Source organism: Achromobacter sp. 1014246743 (assembly GCF_059760725.1).
On sequence record NZ_JCBANA010000068.1, the window covers coordinates 1 to 18,088 of the forward strand.

Genomic DNA, 18,088 nt, shown 5'->3' on the forward strand with positions numbered 1-18,088 from the left:
ATCCTGCCTGGAATCCGGCTGAGAGCGGGACGCCCGGCGCGGCGCATGCCGGCCGCGCCGGGCGCGCTTCGCGTCATTCCAGCTGGATATTGGCCTTCTGGATCACCTCTTTCCAGCGCTTGACCTCGGCCTGCTGGAAGGCGGTGAACTGCTGCGGCGTGTTGGCCACGACCTCGAAGCCCAGGCCCTGCAGCGTCTTCTCGGTCTGCGGATCGCGCAGCGCGGCCTGCAGCGCCTGGGTCAGTTGCTGCACCACGGCCGGCGGCGTGCCCTTGGGCACGGCAAAGCCCTGCCACGAATACACCACCATGTCCTTGATCCCGGCCTCGGCCAGCGTTGGCACGTCGGGCAGGTCCGGCGCGCGGGCATCGCCGGTAATTGCCAGGGCCTTGAGCTTGCCGGCCTTGATGTGGTTCTGCACCGCGCCCAGATTCTGGAACGACACGTTGACCTGGCCGCCGATGAGGTCGGCGATGGCCGCGCCGCCGCCGCGGTAGGGCACGTCCACGCCGGTGGTCTGGGTGCGCTGGCGGAACAGCACCGCCGACAGGTGGTCCGACGATCCCGTGCCCGACGACGCATACGACAGCTTGCCCGGGTTCTTGTTGGCGTAGGCCACCAGTTCGGCCACCGTGCTGGCCGGGAAGTCGGCCGAGGCCACCAGCACGTTGGGGTTGCGCACCGCCTGCGTCAGGTAGTCGAAGTCCTTGCTGGGGTTGTAGGACAGGTTCTTGTACAGCGCCTCGTTGATGGCGAAGGTGCCGATCGACCCGACCATCATGGTGTAGCCATCCGGCGTAGCGCGGGCCAGCGCCTGCGCGCCGATGGCGCTGTTGGCGCCCGGCTTGTTCTCGACCACGAAGGTCTGGCCCAGCGCCTTGGACAGGGCAGGCGTGACGCTGCGCGCCGTGATGTCGGACGAGCCGCCGGGCACGAAAGGCACGATCATCGTGACGGGCTTGGTGGGGTAGCCGGCCGCCTGCGCCGCCGGTCCGGCAAGCAGCGCGGCCGCGGCCAGCGCCACCGCGCATAGGGGTTTGTTCATGTTGTCTCCTGGTTCGCGTGATGATGAAGAACCCGTCGCCCACGCGTGGCGGCCGGGTCCGGACCGGCGCGGGTCAGTCGACCTTGGCGCCTGATTGCTTCACCACCTCGGCCCACTTGACGGTCTCTTGCGCCATGAACCGGGTGAACTGGGCGGGGGTGTTGCCGGACGGCGTGGCGCCCTGGGCCTGCAACTGGGCGCGCACCGGCTCCTGTTGCAGGGCCGCGGCGACGTCGCGCTGGATCTTGTCGACGATCTGCGGCGGCGTGCCCGCCGGGGCCAGCAGGCCGAACCAGCTGGACGCCTCATAGCCGGGCACCCCGGCCTCGGCCAGCGTCGGCACATCGGGCAGCGCGGGCGAACGCGTGGCGGTGGTGACCGCCAGCGGCCGCAGCTTGCCGCCCTTGATGAAGCCCATCGACGAGGGCAGGTTGTCGAAGATCAGGTCGGCCGAGCCGGCCATCACGTCGGTCAGCGCCGGGCTGCTGCCCTTGTACGGCACGTGCGTCATGCGCGTGCCCGTCATGGTCTGGAACAGCTCGCCGGACAGGTGCGTGGACGTCCCGTTGCCGGTGGAGGCCATGTTGACGCTGCCGGGGTTGGCCTTCAGGTACTTGATCAGGTCGGCCACGCTGCGGATGCCGTGCTTGTCGGCGAAGCCGGGGTTCAGTTCCAGCACATTGGGCACCGGGATCACCAGGGTGACGGGCTGGAAGTCCTTGACCGGGTCGTAGGGCAGCTTGGCATAGACGGACTGGTTGATGGCATGGGTGCTGACGGTGCCCATCAGCAGCGTGTAGCCATCGGGCGTGGCGCGGGCCGCCTCGCCGGAACCGACGTTGCCGCCGGCGCCCGCCTTGTTGTCCACCACCACCGCGCGGCCCCAGGACTTGCCCAATTCCGCCGCCACCACGCGCGCGGCGATGTCGGCGGTGCCGCCGGCCGGGAAGGGCACGATGATTCTGACGTCGCGTTCGGGGTAGTCCGCGTGGGCCGACGCGGCCGGTATCAGGAAGGCGGCCGCGGCCAGACAGGCGGCAAGGGCCAGGCGGCCTCGCTCAGGGACTGCATGCATGGAATTCGTCTCCTTGGTGTGCGCGTGGCCGCGCATCGTTTGTGAAACGAATATAGGTATTGAGCATTTACTTGTCAACCAAGTATACTTTTTTCACCTTACTTATTTGACAACTGGATTCCGGCGACGGGATCCGCCAGGAGCTTTCCCGCCATGAAAACGTCCCCGGTCACTGTCCAGGATCTGCAGCGCTCCGTCATCGCCGTGCCGCCCCTGGCGCGCCATGCCGACCTGTCCTTGAACGAGGCCGCCAACCAGGCCTTGTTGCGGCACCTGGAGGCCGGCGGCGTGCGCAATGTGATGTACGGCGGCAACGCCAATTTCTACAACGTGGGCGTGGGCGAATACGCGCGCATCGTGGACATGCTGGCCGCGCTGGCGGGCCCGGACACCTGGATCCTGCCGTCCGTCGGCCCCGACTTCGGCAAGATGATGGACCAGGCCGGCCTCCTGCGCAGCCGCGCCTTTCCCACGGGCATGCTGCTGCCGATGTCGTTTCCCTATACCGATGCGGGCCTGGCCGACGGCGTGCGCCGCTTCACCGACGCGTTGGCCAAGCCGGCCGTGGTCTACATCAAGTCGGCCGACTACCTGGCGCCGGCCACCGCCGCGCGGCTGGTCGAGGAAGGGCGCATCGTGGCCTTCAAATACGCCGTGGTGCGTGAGGACCCGGCGCGTGACGCCTACCTGACCGCGCTGCTGCAGGCGGTGGATTCGAACCGCGTGGTCAGCGGCATCGGCGAGCGCCCGGCCATCGTCCATTACCGCGATTTCGGCTTGAAGAGTTTCACTTCCGGTTCGGTCTGCGTGGCGCCGCGCGGGTCGATGCGCCTGCTGCACCTGCTGGCCGCGGGCCGCTACGACGAAGCCGAGTCGGTGCGCCAGCACTACCTGGGCCTGGAAGACTGCCGTGACGGCATCAGCCCGATCCGCGTGCTGCATGACGCGGTGACGCTGTCCGGCGTGGCCGACATGGGTCCGATGCTGCCGCTCCTGACCGGCATTTCCAGCGCCGAACGCGAACGCGTGGCGCCGGTGGCGCGGGCCTTGGCGGCCTGGGATCGCGAGGCGGCCGACGTCGCCGGCAATATCTCGGACAGGAAGACAGCCGCGGCGTAAGCCGCGCCATGGCGGCGCATGTGGCATTGACGGTACGATGACCGCTTTTGTCATTGCGCCCAGTTCCAGGAGGTTTCGTGGCCCGACCCAAAGCATCACCCCCCGCCGCGCCGCAGGCGTCTGCCGAGCCGGACGCCATGGGCGCGCTGGTGCTCGAACGGGGTCACCGCGTGCGCCTGGCCGACCAGCTCTACGGCCAGATCTTCGAGCAGATCGTCTCGGGCAAGCTCAATGTCGGCGATAAGCTGCCGTCCGAAAACGAAATCACCGAGCGCTTCGGCGTTTCGCGGCCAGTGGTGCGCGAAGCGCTGCTGCGCCTGCGCGCCGACGGGCTCATTACCGCGCACCAGGGCCTGGGCACCTTCGTCAGCCACCAGCCGGCACCGCGCCTGACCGCCTTCAGCGACGTGCAGAACGTGGGCGCCTACCTGCGCGCGCAGGAATTGCGCGTGGCCCTGGAAGGCGACGCTGCCCGCCTGGCCGCGCTGCGCCGCACCGACGAGCAACTGCAAAAGATCGAAGCCGCCCACGCCGCGTTCGCCGACAGCCTGGCGCGCGGCGAGGTCTCCGCCGAAATGGACCTGGCGTTCCATGCCAGCATCACCGAGGCCACCGGCAACGACTTCTACCTGGGCGTGCTGGAAAGCATCCATGAATCCATCAACGGCTTCATGCGCCTCACGCTCAACCTGACCCGCACCGGCTCGCGCCAGCGCGCCCAGCGCGTGCTGGACGAACACGCCACCATCCTCGAGGCCATCCGCGCCCAGGACGGCGAGCGCGCCCGGGTCGCCATGCAATTCCACCTGGGCCAGGCTCGCCACCGGCTGGTCGACCGCGAACGCGATTGACCCGCCGCACACCGGACCGGCTCACCCCACAGATCACAGGAGACTTCGCGTGCAAGGCAAGGGTTCGGCAATCACGGCGGCATCGGCGGGGCAGGTGCGGGAACAGATTCTGGTGGTCTTGCAGGCCTGGGGCATGGCGCCCGACCTGGCGGCCGTCACCGCCGGCCTGATGGCCGAAACCGATCTGCTCGGCATCGACTCGCACGGCATCTCGATGTTGCCGGCCTATGAAGAAAAATGGCGCGCGGGTTCGCTCAAGCTGGACGCGCGGCCGCGGCTGGTGCGCGACGGCGGCGCCAGCGCATTGCTTGACGGCATGGGCGGACTGGGCTATCCGGTGTCGGCACAGGCCATGAACCTGGCCGTGGACAAGGCGCTGGAACACGGCGTGGGCGCCGTGTCGGTCTGCAACTCGCACCACTTCGGCGCGGCCGGCGTGTACGCGCGCATCGCGGTCGAACGTGGCGTGGTGGGGCTGGTGACCAGCAGCGCCAACGGCGTCATCATGGTGCCCACGCGCGGCGCCATGCCCATGCTGGGCACCAACCCCATTGCGTTCGGCGCACCCGCCGCCAGCAACGAGCCCTTCGTGCTCGACATGGCCACCACCACCGTCGCGGCCAACAAGGTCAAGGTCTACGACTTCGTGGGCAAGCCGCTGCCCGCGGGGTGGGCGGTCGACGGGCAGGGCGAGCCGGTCACCGCGGCCGACAGCGCCATGCAGTTCATCTTCAAGCGGCCCGAGGGCGGCCTGACGCCTTTGGGCGGCACCGCGGCCATGAGCAGCCACAAGGGCTACGGCCTGGCCATGATGGCGCAGATCCTGGGCGGCACCCTGAGCGGCAGCGCCCTGGCCGCGCGTCGCAACGTCACGCGGCGCCCGGGCGAACCCGACGACGTGGGCCACTTCTTCCTGGCGCTCAACCCCGATGCCTTCCGCGCCGCCGGGTCGTTCGAATCCGACATGGACGACCTGATCGACACCCTGCACGACACGCCGCCCGCGCACCCCGACGAGCCGGTGCTGGTGGCGGGCGAGCCGGAAACCGCCGAGCGCGAACGCCGCCGCGTCCACGGCATTCCCATTGCGGCCGCGCTGGCCACGCGCCTGCGCGAACTCTGCCAACGCGCGGGCGCGCCCTATCTGCTGGACTGAGCCGGACGCGGCCTGGCCCGCGATGCTTTTTCTTCGCACGTTGCGCCAGCCGTAGCGCGCGAGGCCCCCACCGACCCGGACACCGGGCGGCATGTATTAGAAAAAAACGACAAGGAGACAAACCATGCAAGAGAACACTTCGCCGGGTCGCCGGCGCCTGGGGCTGGCTGCGCTGGCGGCGAGCGCCCTCGTCGCGCTGTGCCCCGCCGCCCTGTGGGCGCAGTCCGACAAGTGGCCGACCCGGACGGTCAAGCTGGTCGTGCCGTTCCCGGCAGGCGGCAGCACCGACGCCGTCGGGCGCCTGCTGGCCGCCGAGCTGTCCAAGGAACTGGGCCAGAGCGTCATCGTCGAAAACAAGGGCGGCGCCAACGGCAACATCGGTTCCGACGGGGTCGCCAAGGCCGAGCCCGATGGCTACACGCTGCTGCTGTCCGGCGTGGGGTCCAACGCCATCAGCTACGCGCTCTACCAGAACATGCCGTACCGCGACAGCGACTTCGCGCACATCTCGCTGCTGGCCACCGGCCCCAACGTGTTGGTGGCCAACATGGATTTCCCGGCCACCAACGTTGCCGACTTCATCAAGCTGGTGCGCGCCAACCCCGGCAAGTACACCCATGCCAGTTCGGGCAACGGCTCGTCGGGCCACCTCGCCATGGAAATGCTCAAGCAGGCCGCCCACATCGATCTCGTGCACGTGCCCTACAAGGGCGGCGCCGCGGCCATCACCGACATGATCGGCGGCCGCGTGTCCGTGATGTTCCTGAACCAGGATTCCCTGCTGCCGCAGGTCAAGGCCGGCAAGCTGCGGGCGCTGGCGGTGGCCAGCGCGCAGCGCAATCCCGCCTATCCGGATACGCCCACCGTGGCGGAATCGGGCTATCCGGGCTTCGCCGCCGAATCGTGGTTCGGCCTGTCGGCGCCGGCCAAGACGCCGCCTGCCGTGATCCAGCGCCTGCACCAGGCCACCGTCAAGGCCCTGGCTTCACCGGATATCCGGCAGAAGCTGGAAAGCGTAGGCTTCGTGGTGGTGGGCGACGACCCGAAGGCCTTCTCGGCCTTCGTCCAATCCGAAATCACCAAATGGGGCGCGGCGGCCAAGGCCTCCGGCGCCCGCATGGACTAAGGACCGCACTCATGACTTCACCCTTGCCCAACCGCTTTCGCCAACGCATCCTGGCCCGCGAGCGCCTGATCGGCTTCTGGATGTGCATGTCCAGCCACATCACCGCCGAGGTAGCCGGTCTGGCCGACTTCGATTGGCTGCTGCTGGATGGCGAGCATTCGCCCAACACCGTGCCGATGTTCCTGCAGCAGTTGCAGGCCCTGCAGGGCAGCGCCAGCGCCGCCATCGGCCGGCCCACCTGGAACGATCCGGTCGAGATCAAGCGCCTGCTCGACATCGGCTTCTACAACCTGCTGATTCCCTTCATCGAGTCCGAAGACGACGCGCACCGCGCCGTGGCCGCCACGCGCTATCCGCCGCAAGGCATTCGCGGCGTGGCGGGCATGCAGCGCAGCAACCGCTACGGCACCGTGCCCGATTACCTCAAGACCATCAACGACAATATCTGCGTGCTGCTGCAGATAGAAAGCCGCGCGGGCATCGAGGCGGTCGACGAGATCGCCGCGGTCGAAGGCGTGGATGGCGTCTTCATCGGCCCGTCGGACCTGGCCGCCGCGCTGGGCCATCTGGGCAACCCCGGCCACCCGGAAGTGCAGGACGCCATCCGCCACCTGTACCAGCGCGTCAGCGCGCAGGGCAAGGCCGTGGGCATCCTGGCGCCGGTGCAGGCCGACGCGCGCCGCTACCTGGACATGGGCATGCACTTCGTCGCGGTGGGTACCGACCTGGGCGTCTTCAAGCAGGCCACCTTCGCGTTGCGCGAAGCGTTTCCCACCTGAAAATGCCTGCGGGGCGCCTGGGCGCGGGTTTCAGTCTTCCAGCGCCAGCAGATCGGCCACCGTCTGGCGGCGGCGGATCAGGCGCGCTTCGTTCTTGTCCAGCAGCACTTCGGCGGCCAGCGGGCGGCTGTTGTAGTTCGAAGACATCGACGAGCCGTAGGCCCCGGCGTTATGGAACACCATGAAGTCGCCGATGCGCGGCTGCGGCAGGACCTGGTCGGACACGACACCGCCCGCATCCTGCGTGAACACGTCGCCCGACTCGCACAGCGGGCCGGCCACGGCGATGCGCGTCTCGGCCGCACCCTGGGGCGTGCTGCCGTCCGGCGCATGCACCGAGATGCGGTGGTAGCTGCCGTACATGGCGGGGCGCATCAGGTCGTTGAAACCGGCGTCCACCAGCGCGAAGTCGCGCCCGGGGCGGCGGTTGATGGCGTGCACCTCGGCCACCAGCGCGCCGGCTTCGGCCACCAGGAAGCGGCCCGGCTCGATCTCCAGGCGAACCTCATGGCCCAGGCGCTGCTCGATACGCTTGCGCGCCGCATCCCATTGATCGAAGTAGTGATCGCAGTCGATGCGCGGCTCGCCATCGCGGTAGGGAATCGACAGGCCGCCGCCGGCCGAGATGGCTTCGATGTCGTGGTCCAGCGAGGCCACCACGTCCACCATCGCATCGCACACGCTGGACAGGTGGCCGTAGTCCACGCCCGAGCCGATGTGCATATGGATGCCCACCAGCTTCAGGCCGTGGCGGCGCACGATGGCGACGGCTTGCGCGACGTCGTCGATCCAGATGCCGTGCTTGCTTTGCGGGCCGCCGGTATTGGTCTTGTTGCTGTGGCCGTGGCCGAAGCCCGGGTTGATGCGCAGCCAGACCCGATGGCCCGGCGCCGCCTGGCCCACGCGCTCGAGCATGTCGAGCGAACCGGCATTGACGGTGATGCCGTGCTTGATGACCGTGGCCAGGGTGGCGTGGTCGATCAGGTCGGCCGTGAACACCACGCCGGCAGGCTCGCCTTCGGGCTGATAGCCGGCGGCCAGGCTGCGTTCGATCTCGCCCAGCGACACCGCGTCCACCATCACGCCCTCGGCGCGCATCAGGCGCAGGATGTGCAGGTTGGAGCAGGCCTTCTGGGCGTAGCGGATGACATCGAAGCGGCGCAGCTGGGCGATGCGTTCGCGGATGACGGCGGCATCGTAGACCCACAGCGGGGTGCTGTACTGGGCGGCAAGTTCGGTGAGTTGGCGCGGATCGAAAGCCATTCTGGGGCAGACCTTGTATTCGGGGGAGGAATCAGGCGGGCATCATGCCCCATTCAGGTCATCCAGTAAAATGCTTAGATATTCAAGATCGATTCATTCCTGATATGGGTTCGCCATGCTCACCCACCGCCATATCGAAGTCTTCCGCGCCCTGATGATCGCCGGCAGCGTCACCAAGGCTGCCGACCTGCTGTTCACCTCGCAGCCGACCGTCAGCCGGGAACTGGCGCGCATGGAACAAAGCATCGGCTTCGCGCTGTTCGAACGCATTCGGGGGCGGCTGCGCCCCACGATGCCCGCGCTGGCGCTGTACGACGAAATCCGCCAGTCCTATGCCGGCCTGGAACGCGTGGCGTCCGCGGCGGCGCGCCTGCGGTCCTTCCAGGACGGGCAACTGGCGGTGATCGCCTTGCCGGCGTTCTCGCATTCCCTCTTGCCCGGGGCCTTCCGGCGCTTTCGCGACAGCCATCCGGGCGTGAGCCTGTCGCTGGAAGCGCAGGAATCCCCTTTTCTCGAAGAATGGCTGACCGCCCAGCGCTACGACCTGGGGCTGACCGAGCACGAGCTCGAACCCGCCGGCACGCGGCTGGAACTGCTGATCGAAGTGGACGAAGTCTGCGTGCTGCCCGACGGCCATCCGCTGTTGGCGCGGCAGGCGCTGGAACTGGCCGATTTCGCGGGTCAGCCGTTCATCAGCCTGTCGTCCAGCGACCCTTACCGTATCCAGATCGACGAGGCCTTTGCGGCGCAGGGCATCCTGCGGCGCGCCATCATCGAAACGCCCACGGCGGTGTCGGTGTGCACCTTCGTACGCCAGGGCCTGGGCCTGGCCATCGTCAACCCGCTGACCGCGCTGGATTTCATTGGCCGCGGCCTGCACATCCGGCCGCTGCGGCGTTCGTTTCCGTTCCGGGTGAACCTGGTGTTTCCGGAACACCGCCCCAAGAATCCGCTGGTGGATGCCTTTACCGCCTCATTGCGCGACGAGGCCACGCAGATCCGCACCCGGTTGGCCATGCGAGGCGACTGAGCGGATCAGTGCAGGCCGCCCCGGTCAAGCCACAATGTGCAGGCAACCCTGCGAAGACTTGCCGCGCGCAGGCAACAAAAAAGGATGCCCTGGGGCATCCTTCTTCATTTGCCGTATTCATGACGCCCCGCTAAGCAGGGCGGCAGAATGGCTTAGGCCAGCGCCTTGATGGCGGCAGCCAGGCGGCTCTTGTGGCGAGCGGCCTTGTTCTTGTGGATGATGTTCTTGTCAGCCACGCGATCGATCACGCTCGACGCCTTCTGGAACACTTCGCCAGCCGCAGCCTTGTCGCCGGCGGCGATGGATTGGCGAACGCGCTTGATGGCGGTGCGCAGCATCGAGCGCAGGCTGGAATTGTGCTTGTTGCGCTCAACGGATTGGCGAGCGCGCTTGCGGGCTTGGGCGGTATTGGCCATGTTGCTATATAAGTTGAATTCGGCAAAGTCGAACATTTTAGCAAGTCCCTGGGGGATTGCAAGCTTTAAATGCCACGTCTGCCGATGGAGCGCCCGTCAACCGGGCGGGGGGCGCTGCGGGGGGGAACCCCTGAGGCTGAACCGGGGTTGGAGAACCCTGGCTGAAAACCCCTGGCTGGCCCGCTGGCTGGATACCCGTTCACTGTTGGGGAAAATCCTTGCCGGGTTGCGCCCCGAGTTTCCGAGTCAAGCCTTATTGCGCCTACTGGATAAAAACACGGTGCTCAGTATACAACGAAGTGGCCTTTCGTTACAGGCCCGCGTCAGCGGGCGTGGTCAGGTCGCGACGTTGATCGAGACGAACCAGGGCGTATAACGGCGGACATGGATGGGCATCATGTCCTGCAATGCGCTCAGCGCGGCGTCGGTGTCGTCCAGCGGAAAGTGGCCGGACACCGGCAGGCCGCCGGCGGCCATGGACACGCGCAGGGTGCCGCTGCGGTAGGGGCGCAAGGCCGCGACCACCTCGGCCAGCGGGCGGCCGCGGGCGTCGACCCAGCCGGCTTCCCAGGCGGCCTCGGCCATCAGTTCGGCGCGCGGGGTGTCGATACGCGACGCGTCAAAGCGCGCACCCGTCCCGGCGCGCACGATGCCGTGGGCGCCGGCCATGGTTTCCACTACCACTTCGTGTTCATGCACCACCACCACCGTGCGCTGGGCCTGCTGGCGCACCATGTAGCGGGTGCCCAGCGCGCGCACCGTGCCTTCGGCGGTCTGGACCAGGAAGGGGCGGCGGGCGTCAGGGGCGACGGAAACGGTCACGGCGCCATCCAGCAGGCGCACCTGGCGATAGGCGGGCGTGAAATCCAGGTTGACGCGGCTGCGGGCATCCAGCAGCAGTTGGCTGCCGTCGGACAGGATGTAGCGGCGGCGTTCTCCGGTGGCGGTAGCGGCGTCGGCCGCGACATTGTTCAGCGGATAAAACGCGTTGCCCACGTACGCGGCACAGGCGCCGGCACTGGCGAGCGCCAGCGAGCCGGCCAGGAATCGGCGGCGTGGCGGCACGACGACGTCGGCGGAGGCCGCGGCGGCGGAGGGGGGCGAAGGCGGAATCGGCGGCTGGGTCGCCGTCGTGGCATAGCCGGCCGGATAGGCATCGCCCAACCGGCCAAAATTCGACCCTGCCAGCGTGCCCGTCAATTGTTGCCAGGCATTCTCATGCAAAGGGTCGGCTGCTCGCCACGCCAGGAAATCGTTGTAGTCCTGCGCTGTCGCTTTACCTGAGCGCAGCAGCAGCAACCAATTGATCACTTGGTCCGCCATGGGGTGTCCTTGGGCGTACGTCACTTCATCTCCCTGCCCTTGTTGCCGGGCGGGAATCCTTTCGATGGCAATTTGTAAATAATAAAGGTTTTTTACCAAAGATTACCGGGTTATTGTCAATTCTTGACGGCTTGAAAGTAAAAAAAGCCGGCGAAAGCCGGCTTTTTAAGGAGGATGGGTCGTTTAGACGAGGAATTACTTCGCCGGGCGTCGTCCAAAGTCTCGGGGACGGAACCCAAACAGTAACAACAGACCGAAGTACACCGCGCTGCAGGCGACCAGCACGCCTGCCAGCCACAGGGCGCGCTGGCCCGAATGGGCCTGCAGCCCGATCCAGTCAATACGGCCATCGGCGTAGACGAGCAGCGCGGCAAGCCCGGCCAGGGCGGGCACCAGCCGCAGCGCGAAACGGCCCCAGCCGGGCGTGGGCTGGTAAACCCCGCGGCGGCGCAGGCCGATCAGGAGCGCCAGCGCGTTCAGGCAGGCACCCAGGCCGATCGCCAGCGCCAGGCCCGCATGGGCCATCAACGGCACCAGCGCCAGGTTCATCAATTGCGTCAGGACCAGCACGCCGATGGCGATCTTCACGGGGGTGCGGATGTCCTGCTTGGCATAGAAGCCTGGCGCCAGGATCTTGACGGCCAACAGGCCGATCAGGCCGGCGGAGTAGGAAATCACGGCCAGGCGGGTCTGCAGCACGTCCTGCGCCGAAAAGGCGCCGTAGTGGAACAGCGTGGCCACCAGGCCATCGGACAGCAGCGCCATGCCCACCGCGGCCGGCAGGCCGAACAGCAGCACCAGCCGCAGGCCCCAGTCCAGCAGCGCGCTGTAGCCGCCGTGGTCGTCGCGGGCGTGCGCTGCGGACAGGCTGGGCAGCAGCACGGTGCCCAGCGCGACGCCCAGCAGCGCAGTGGGGAATTCCATCAGGCGGTCGGCGAACGACAGCCAGGTGACGCTGCCCGGCGTCAGCCAGGTGGCGATGTTGGTGTTGATGAGCAGCGAGATCTGTGCCACCGACACGCCCAGCGTGGCGGGCGCCATCTGCTTGAGGATGCGCTGCACCGTGGGGTCGGCCCAGGCCTGGCGAAAGCGCAGCGAAAAGCGCGGCGTCATGCCCAGCCGCGCCAGCGCCACCCACTGCACGGCCAGTTGGGCCACGCCGCCGATCATGACGCCGATGGCCAGCGCGTACACCGGCACGTCCATGCGCGGCGCCAGCCAGATGCAGGCGGCGATCATGGACAGGTTCAGCAGCACGGGCGTGAAGGCCGGCACGGCGAAGCGGCGCCAGGTGTTGAGCACGCCCGAGGCGAAGGCAATGAGCGACATGCAGAAGATGTAGGGGAACATCATCCGCGTCATCCAGACGGCCGCGCCGAATTCCGTATCGCGGGCGGCCCCGCGCAGGCCGCTGGCCATGGCGGACACCACCCAGGGCGCGGCGATGATGCCGATCAGCGTGATCGCCATCAGGGCCGCCGTCAGCAGCAACGCGACCCGGTCAAGCAGCGTGCGGACCTCGTCTTCGGACCGACTGTTGCGGGCATGGCCCAGGATCGGCACGAACGCCTGGGCGAACGCGCCTTCGGCGAACAGCCGCCGCAGCAGGTTGGGAATGCGGAAAGCGACCCAGAAGGCATCCGTGATGGGCCCGGCGCCAAAAGCGCGGGCCACCAGGATGTCGCGGATCAGGCCGGAAATGCGCGACAGCAGCGTAAAGCTGCTGACGGTGGCCGCCGAACGGAACAGGCTCATGGGATTGCTACAAAAAAGCTGTCCCGATAAGAAGGCTTTTTCCCGCCGGGCCGCCCCAAGGGAAAAAAGCCCCCTTGGGGGGCAGAGAGCCCTCGGAGAGGGCGAAGCGTGGGGACACTATTTCGGAGGCATCCGGATGGCGCCGTCCAGGCGAATCGTCTCGCCGTTGAGCATGTCATTGGTGATGATGCTCTGGACCAGTTTGGCATAGTCTTCCGGGCGGCCCAAACGGGCGGGGAAGGGGATGCTGGCGGCCAGGGAATCCTGCACTTCCTGGGGCATGCCGAAGATCATCGGCGTGCCGAAGATGCCCGGGGCGATCGTCATGCAGCGGATGCCGGTCTTGGCCAGGTCGCGGGCGATCGGCAGGGTCATGCCGGCCACGCCGGCCTTGGACGCGGCGTAGGCCGCCTGGCCGATCTGGCCGTCGAATGCGGCAACCGACGCCGTATTGATCATGACGCCGCGCTCGCCAGTCGGCTCGGGCGTATTGGCGCTCATGGCCTCGGCGGCCAGGCGCATCATGTTGAAGCTGCCGATCAGGTTGATCGACACGACCTTCTGGAACAGGTCCAGCGGGTGCGCGCCGTTCTTGCCGACGATCTTGGCGGCAGGCGCCACGCCGGCGCAGTTGATCAGGCCGAACAGGGTGCCCAGTTCTTTCGCCGCGGCCACGGCGCGCTGGCCGTCGGCCTCTTGCGTCACGTCGCAATGCACGTAGCGCTGGCCCAGCTCCTTGGCCAGTTCTTCGCCGGGACCGTCCTGCAGGTCGGCGATGACGACCTTGGCGCCGTTGGCCACCAGCATGCGCACGGTGCCGGCGCCCAGGCCGGATGCGCCGCCTGTCACGATGAATACCTTGTTTGCGATTTCCATGTCTCTACCACCAGATCAAATTCAAGGGATGAAAACGGGGGAACGAAAAGACGCGACGGGCGCCGGATGCGACAGGGCCTTCGGGACCGCGCCGGGACGCTTTGCGTCCGGCCGGCGCCGAAGGCCCTGTGCCATCAAAGCGCCGGTCAGCTCTTGACGGCTTCGAACAGGCGCGACTTGATTTCGTCGACGGCGCCCACGCCCGAGATCTTGCGATACTTCGGCGCGTCGGCGGGGTGCTGCTGCGCCCACGACGAGTAGTAGTCGACCAGCGGACGGGTCTGCTGGCGGTAGACGTTCAGGCGGTTGCGCACGGTGTCCTCGCGGTCATCGTCGCGCTGGATCAGGTCTTCGCCAGTGACGTCGTCCTTGCCTTCGACCTTGGGCGGGTTGAAGCGCACGTGGTAGCTGCGGCCGCTGGGCTGGTGCACGCGGCGCCCGCTCATGCGTTCGATGATGTCTTCTTCGGGGACTTCGATTTCCACCACGTAGTCCAGCTTGACGCCGGCGCTTTTGAGCGCGTCGGCCTGCGGGATGGTGCGGGGGAAACCGTCGAACAGATAGCCGTTGGCGCAGTCGGGCTGCTTCAGGCGGTCTTGCACGAGGCCGATGATGATCTCATCCGAGACCAGGCCGCCCGCGTCCATGACCTTCTTGGCTTCAATGCCCAGGGGCGTGCCGGCCTTGACCGCTGCGCGCAGCATGTCGCCGGTGGAAATCTGGGGAATGCCGAAGTGCTGGGTGAGAAACGCGGCCTGAGTGCCTTTGCCGGCGCCGGGAGGTCCGAGCAAGATGAGACGCATGAGTGCTCCTGAATGGGGTTTAATTTTTGTGGTCCGAGCGATTATGCCGCAACGCAGCAGCCTATGCGGAGCTGCGCCATGCGAAATAACCCTTATATCCGTTTGCTATAGATCAATCGAACGCGTTCCAGATCGGCCGGGGTATCTACGCCGGCGGCCGGAGGGTGCGACGCCCGATGGACGACGATGACGTGGCCATGTTCCATGGCGCGCAGTTGCTCCAGCGACTCGAACCGTTCCAGCGCGCCTTGCGGCAGGGTCGGGTAGCGGCGCAGGAACGACACACGGTAGGCATACAGGCCGATGTGGTGCCAGGCGGGCAGGCCGTCGGCCAGCACGCGTTCGCCGCCGGCCAGCGCGTCGCGCGCCCAGGGGATCGGCGCACGCGAAAAATACAGGGCGCGGCCATCGGCCGCGCACACCAGCTTCACGACATTGGGGTTGAACAGCGCCTGGGCGTCAGCCAGCGGGCTGGCGCAGGTGGCGATGTCGGCCTCGGGGCTGGCAATCAGGCGGGCCGCGACGGCGTCGATGAGGTCGGGTTCGATGAGCGGTTCGTCGCCCTGCACGTTCACCACCACCGCGTCGTCGGGCAGGCCGAGCTGTTCGACCGCTTCGGCCAGCCGGTCGGTGCCGGTGGGGTGGTCGGCGCGGGTCATCAGCGCTTGCAGGCCATGGGCCTGGGCGGCAGCCTGCACGCGCGCGTCGTCCGTGGCGATATACACCTGCGAGGCGCCGGACTGCGCGGCGCGCTCGGCCGTACGCACCACCATCGGCTTGCCGGCGATGTCGGCCAGCGGCTTGTCGGGCAGGCGGGTCGAGGCGGTCCGCGCCGGGATCAGGGCGATGAAGCTCACGGGAGGGCGGATCAGGAAGATGCGGGGGCGTCGTCCAGCGAGCGCGCCTCGGATTCAAGCATGACGGGAATGCCGTCGCGCAGCGGGAACGCCAGGCGGTCGGCGCGGCAGACCAGTTCGGCCTGGGTCCGGTCGTGTTCGAGGCGGCCCTTGCACAGGGGGCAGACGAGAATGTCGAGAAGGCGGGATTCCATGACCGGGATTCTAAAACAGTTTGGGTGCCGCCAGCCCGTGATGGGCCGTTCGGCGGCGCGCAAAAAACAGCCTTGATTGCGTAGCTTGTTAATTATTGTCATGTTTTGACGCGGGCGCTACCTATTTCGGGACGGATCATGGCTATGATCCGCGGCGATTCTTAGAAAGAGGCTAGCGATGGATTCCAACACCCTTCGGATCGGATTGTTCCTCATCATCCTGATCTGGTCGGTCATCAGCGGCATTACCTATATGGTTCGCCGCAGCGACAACAAGAGCGCACTGCGCGAACTCAAGCAAGAAGGGCAGCCCCTGCGCCGTCTCAGCGCCGAGGAACAGGCGCTGGTGCAGCCGTTCCTGGTTCACCCGGCAAATCCCAAGAAAACCGCCCAGTTGCTTGGCGACGGGGTGTTCCCCCTGCGCGGCGCCTTCGTGCGCCATGGGCTGGAGAGCGGCCAGGGGACGGCGACGCTGCACGACACGCTGGGGGGCGTGGACGTAGTGCTGCCGTACGACGCCCGCGATTACCTGCGTGAAGACAATCAGGCCGAAGTCGCGATGACGGAGAAGTTCGCCATCGTGGTGGCCCTGAACGGCGAATTCGACCTGGCGGGCGGCCGCGAGCGCGATGTCCGCCGCCAGAAGCAGAACCAGCAGTGGGCCGGCGGCAAGCTGGGCGCATTGCAGGACGTGGTCGATGCCGATGTGGCGGGGCCCGATGCCGAGGCCGAACGCGAGTTCGCGGACGCGATGCGGGTCGAGATCCTGAGCCAGCGCGACGAGACGCCAGCCGAGATCGCCCAGCGCTGCCCGCCCGGCATCGGCTTCTGGCCGGCGCTGTGGTGGGTCGTCACGTTCGTCTGCCTCGGTATTGCCGGGGTGGGCGGCGGCACGCCCTGGCTGGCCGCCGCGGCTGCGCCGGCCTTGCTGGCGTTGTGGCTGACCTGGCGCCGCCGGTCGCCGGGGGCGCCGCAGAAGGTCAACCGCGCGCGCGGCGAGCTCAATGCCATCGTGCTGACCAACCCGGCCAATGCGCAAGCGGTATCGACGCAACTGTTCCTGGGCGACAAGCTGCCGGTCACGCTGCCGGACCACTGGCGCGCCAATCTGGAACTGCCCGACGACGGCCGGGTGGACCTGGACCTGCGGGTCGAGGATTACGCGGTGCTGCGCCTGGGCAGCCATTATTCGGTGGATGAAGAGCAGCGCCTGTATCCGCCGGTGTTCTGGGGCCGGCACGTGACGCTGACGCTCGCCGGCCTGCTGGGCGGCGTGGCGTTGGCCATGTTGCTGTCCACCCCGGGCGGCAGCCTGCAAGGCGATATCGCCCAGACGGCCGCCTGGCTGCGCGGCGCCGAGCCGCGCGCCTATGCGTCGGCCGCCGCCCTGGCGCAGGACCTGCCGGCCGTCGGCGACATGGTGTCGTTGCGCGGCCAGGGCCGGTGCCAGTTCCGGCCCGACGACTACCGGCCGGACGTGTTGCAGTTCGATTGCGAACGCCTGCGCTGGCAGGGGGATGCCGCGTCGGCCGATGAACTGCGCCTGGACCCGGCGGTGCTGCAACTGTATTCGGGCGCCTTTCTCAAGACGCGGCCCAATCCCATGATGGACATGCTGGTGCGCAGCCAGATCTACAACAGCATGGCGGGCAATCCGCTGGCCGCCTACAACGCGCGCAACGTGTCGGCGCTGACGGTGACCCGGCTCACCAATACCGTACTCACCATCGAACAGGCCTGCGAGGCTGCGACCGGCCAGGCGATCGCCGACTGCGACCGCATGAAGGCCGAAATGGCCGACACGCTGATGCTGACCCGCGACGAACCCGCCAACTGGCTCGAACTGTTCACGCTGGCGCGCGATGGCGCCTTCAAGCGGCAGGGCAACGCGGACGAGGGTGTATTCCTGACGCGTCACGCCGAGCGCATGCGCAACCTGGCCAAGTCCAGCATGCAGCCCGTGGTGCAGGCCGCCATCGACCAGTCGGCACGCAGCCTGACGGAACGCCAGCGCGGCGGCGTCGTGCTGCAAGTCAGGTCCGGTCCCTACGCGCAGTTGCCGCAGCCGCTGGAGCGCGAGTTGATGCCGGACGTGCTGCTGGCATGGCAGCGCCAGGTGGCGATGATGTCGGCCGACGGCGCCATGCCGTTCGAGGTCGTCGGCCTGGTGACGGCAGTGGATCGCGACGCGTCGGGCGCGCCCGTCATCGGCATCGATGCCTGGCGTTCGCTGGCCGACCCCTGGCCGGCGGCCGCGCGCGTGCTGTGGCTGGTCCTGGCGGTCCTGCTGGTGGCCGTGCACCTGCCGCTGGCACTGGTGCGTTGGCGCGCCGCCGGTGTGCGTCGACGCAATCTGGAGGAATACGCCCGCCGCCGCAGCGCGGCCAAGCCGGCGTTTTTCTGAAACCGCGCGTCAGGTC

17 protein-coding genes are annotated in these 18,088 nt (G+C 67.6%); 7 read left to right on the forward strand and 10 right to left on the reverse strand.

The annotated features are described in order from the left end of the window. Window positions 1-73: 73 nt before the first annotated feature. Both AC6LJ2_RS23845 and AC6LJ2_RS23850 read right to left on the reverse strand, forming a co-directional pair. A complete protein-coding gene (locus AC6LJ2_RS23845; RefSeq protein WP_498152319.1) occupies window positions 74-1,045 on the reverse strand; it encodes a Bug family tripartite tricarboxylate transporter substrate binding protein in 972 nt (323 codons plus the stop codon). Window positions 1,046-1,118: 73 nt separating this feature from the next. After that, on the reverse strand, window positions 1,119-2,120 hold the full coding sequence (locus AC6LJ2_RS23850; protein ID WP_445656893.1) for a Bug family tripartite tricarboxylate transporter substrate binding protein: 1,002 nt from the start codon (window positions 2,118-2,120) through the stop codon (window positions 1,119-1,121). 153 nt (window positions 2,121-2,273) lie between these two features. On the opposite strand from AC6LJ2_RS23850, the gene AC6LJ2_RS23855 reads away from it, so the two are divergent. The 5 genes from AC6LJ2_RS23855 (at window position 2,274) to garL (ending at window position 7,151) form a co-directional block, all read left to right on the forward strand. Further along, window positions 2,274-3,239, forward strand: a complete 966-nt coding sequence (locus AC6LJ2_RS23855) for a dihydrodipicolinate synthase family protein (protein ID WP_498152320.1) — start codon at window positions 2,274-2,276, stop codon at window positions 3,237-3,239. Between the two features lie 137 nt (window positions 3,240-3,376). Beyond that, window positions 3,377-4,090 carry a FadR/GntR family transcriptional regulator gene (locus tag AC6LJ2_RS23860; protein ID WP_263911217.1) on the forward strand — a complete coding sequence of 238 codons (714 nt, stop codon included), beginning with the start codon at window positions 3,377-3,379 and terminating at the stop codon, window positions 4,088-4,090. A 49-nt stretch (window positions 4,091-4,139) separates the two neighbouring features. Beyond that, the gene (locus AC6LJ2_RS23865; protein WP_498152321.1) at window positions 4,140-5,246 is read left to right on the forward strand and encodes an Ldh family oxidoreductase; all 1,107 of its coding nucleotides are present in this window, start codon (window positions 4,140-4,142) and stop codon (window positions 5,244-5,246) included. Window positions 5,247-5,370: 124 nt separating this feature from the next. Then, complete coding sequence (locus AC6LJ2_RS23870; RefSeq protein ID WP_263910998.1) at window positions 5,371-6,372, forward strand: Bug family tripartite tricarboxylate transporter substrate binding protein; 1,002 nt, start codon at window positions 5,371-5,373, stop codon at window positions 6,370-6,372. Between the two features lie 11 nt (window positions 6,373-6,383). Then, window positions 6,384-7,151 (forward strand): 2-dehydro-3-deoxyglucarate aldolase, encoded by a 768-nt coding sequence (gene garL / locus AC6LJ2_RS23875; protein WP_498152322.1) that lies wholly within the window; start codon window positions 6,384-6,386, stop codon window positions 7,149-7,151. A 30-nt stretch (window positions 7,152-7,181) separates the two neighbouring features. Here the strand turns inward: garL and lysA are convergent, their stop codons facing one another. Then, on the reverse strand, window positions 7,182-8,414 hold the full coding sequence (gene lysA / locus AC6LJ2_RS23880; RefSeq protein WP_498152323.1) for a diaminopimelate decarboxylase: 1,233 nt from the start codon (window positions 8,412-8,414) through the stop codon (window positions 7,182-7,184). A 115-nt stretch (window positions 8,415-8,529) separates the two neighbouring features. Here lysA and AC6LJ2_RS23885 point away from each other — a divergent pair, with 115 nt between their 5' ends. Beyond that, window positions 8,530-9,444: a LysR family transcriptional regulator gene (locus AC6LJ2_RS23885; protein WP_445656890.1), complete on the forward strand. Its 915-nt coding sequence runs from the start codon at window positions 8,530-8,532 to the stop codon at window positions 9,442-9,444. A 152-nt stretch (window positions 9,445-9,596) separates the two neighbouring features. On the opposite strand, the gene rpsT is transcribed toward AC6LJ2_RS23885, so the two are convergent. The 7 genes from rpsT to AC6LJ2_RS23920 all read right to left on the reverse strand — a co-directional run bounded on the left by rpsT (window position 9,597) and on the right by AC6LJ2_RS23920 (window position 15,668). Further along, complete coding sequence (rpsT, locus tag AC6LJ2_RS23890) at window positions 9,597-9,860, reverse strand: 30S ribosomal protein S20 (RefSeq protein ID WP_006396042.1); 264 nt, start codon at window positions 9,858-9,860, stop codon at window positions 9,597-9,599. Between the two features lie 336 nt (window positions 9,861-10,196). Next, complete coding sequence (locus AC6LJ2_RS23895; RefSeq protein ID WP_445656889.1) at window positions 10,197-11,183, reverse strand: FecR domain-containing protein; 987 nt, start codon at window positions 11,181-11,183, stop codon at window positions 10,197-10,199. 195 nt (window positions 11,184-11,378) lie between these two features. Continuing rightward, entirely contained in the window at window positions 11,379-12,938 is a 1,560-nt protein-coding gene (gene murJ, locus AC6LJ2_RS23900) for a murein biosynthesis integral membrane protein MurJ (RefSeq protein ID WP_263910991.1), read from the reverse strand. A gap of 117 nt (window positions 12,939-13,055) precedes the next feature. Continuing rightward, window positions 13,056-13,814: a 3-hydroxyacyl-CoA dehydrogenase gene (locus tag AC6LJ2_RS23905; protein ID WP_175191903.1), complete on the reverse strand. Its 759-nt coding sequence runs from the start codon at window positions 13,812-13,814 to the stop codon at window positions 13,056-13,058. A 146-nt stretch (window positions 13,815-13,960) separates the two neighbouring features. Next, window positions 13,961-14,617, reverse strand: a complete 657-nt coding sequence (adk, locus tag AC6LJ2_RS23910; protein ID WP_263910989.1) for an adenylate kinase — start codon at window positions 14,615-14,617, stop codon at window positions 13,961-13,963. Between the two features lie 92 nt (window positions 14,618-14,709). Next, on the reverse strand, window positions 14,710-15,474 hold the full coding sequence (kdsB, locus tag AC6LJ2_RS23915) for a 3-deoxy-manno-octulosonate cytidylyltransferase (RefSeq protein ID WP_263910987.1): 765 nt from the start codon (window positions 15,472-15,474) through the stop codon (window positions 14,710-14,712). Window positions 15,475-15,485: 11 nt separating this feature from the next. Next, the gene (locus AC6LJ2_RS23920) at window positions 15,486-15,668 is read right to left on the reverse strand and encodes a Trm112 family protein (protein ID WP_006384001.1); all 183 of its coding nucleotides are present in this window, start codon (window positions 15,666-15,668) and stop codon (window positions 15,486-15,488) included. Window positions 15,669-15,846: 178 nt separating this feature from the next. Here AC6LJ2_RS23920 and AC6LJ2_RS23925 point away from each other — a divergent pair, with 178 nt between their 5' ends. Then, window positions 15,847-18,072: an IgaA/UmoB family intracellular growth attenuator gene (locus AC6LJ2_RS23925; RefSeq protein WP_498152324.1), complete on the forward strand. Its 2,226-nt coding sequence runs from the start codon at window positions 15,847-15,849 to the stop codon at window positions 18,070-18,072. The last annotated feature ends 16 nt before the right edge of the window (window positions 18,073-18,088 follow it).

Bases quoted from the DNA above. Each gene is read 5' to 3' on its own strand.
- AC6LJ2_RS23885 (WP_445656890.1), top strand. From the start codon at position 8,530: ATGCTCACCCACCGCCATATCGAAGTCTTCCGCGCCCTGATGATCGCC.
- AC6LJ2_RS23855 (WP_498152320.1), top strand. From the start codon at position 2,274: ATGAAAACGTCCCCGGTCACTGTCCAGGATCTGCAGCGCTCCGTCATC.
- AC6LJ2_RS23850 (WP_445656893.1), bottom strand. From the start codon at position 2,120: ATGCATGCAGTCCCTGAGCGAGGCCGCCTGGCCCTTGCCGCCTGTCTG.
- AC6LJ2_RS23870 (WP_263910998.1), top strand. From the start codon at position 5,371: ATGCAAGAGAACACTTCGCCGGGTCGCCGGCGCCTGGGGCTGGCTGCG.
- AC6LJ2_RS23925 (WP_498152324.1), top strand. From the start codon at position 15,847: ATGGATTCCAACACCCTTCGGATCGGATTGTTCCTCATCATCCTGATC.
- murJ (WP_263910991.1), bottom strand. From the start codon at position 12,938: ATGAGCCTGTTCCGTTCGGCGGCCACCGTCAGCAGCTTTACGCTGCTG.
- lysA (WP_498152323.1), bottom strand. From the start codon at position 8,414: ATGGCTTTCGATCCGCGCCAACTCACCGAACTTGCCGCCCAGTACAGC.
- adk (WP_263910989.1), bottom strand. From the start codon at position 14,617: ATGCGTCTCATCTTGCTCGGACCTCCCGGCGCCGGCAAAGGCACTCAG.
- AC6LJ2_RS23905 (WP_175191903.1), bottom strand. From the start codon at position 13,814: ATGGAAATCGCAAACAAGGTATTCATCGTGACAGGCGGCGCATCCGGC.
- AC6LJ2_RS23860 (WP_263911217.1), top strand. From the start codon at position 3,377: ATGGGCGCGCTGGTGCTCGAACGGGGTCACCGCGTGCGCCTGGCCGAC.
- AC6LJ2_RS23920 (WP_006384001.1), bottom strand. From the start codon at position 15,668: ATGGAATCCCGCCTTCTCGACATTCTCGTCTGCCCCCTGTGCAAGGGC.
- AC6LJ2_RS23845 (WP_498152319.1), bottom strand. From the start codon at position 1,045: ATGAACAAACCCCTATGCGCGGTGGCGCTGGCCGCGGCCGCGCTGCTT.
- garL (WP_498152322.1), top strand. From the start codon at position 6,384: ATGACTTCACCCTTGCCCAACCGCTTTCGCCAACGCATCCTGGCCCGC.
- rpsT (WP_006396042.1), bottom strand. From the start codon at position 9,860: ATGGCCAATACCGCCCAAGCCCGCAAGCGCGCTCGCCAATCCGTTGAG.
- AC6LJ2_RS23895 (WP_445656889.1), bottom strand. From the start codon at position 11,183: ATGGCGGACCAAGTGATCAATTGGTTGCTGCTGCTGCGCTCAGGTAAA.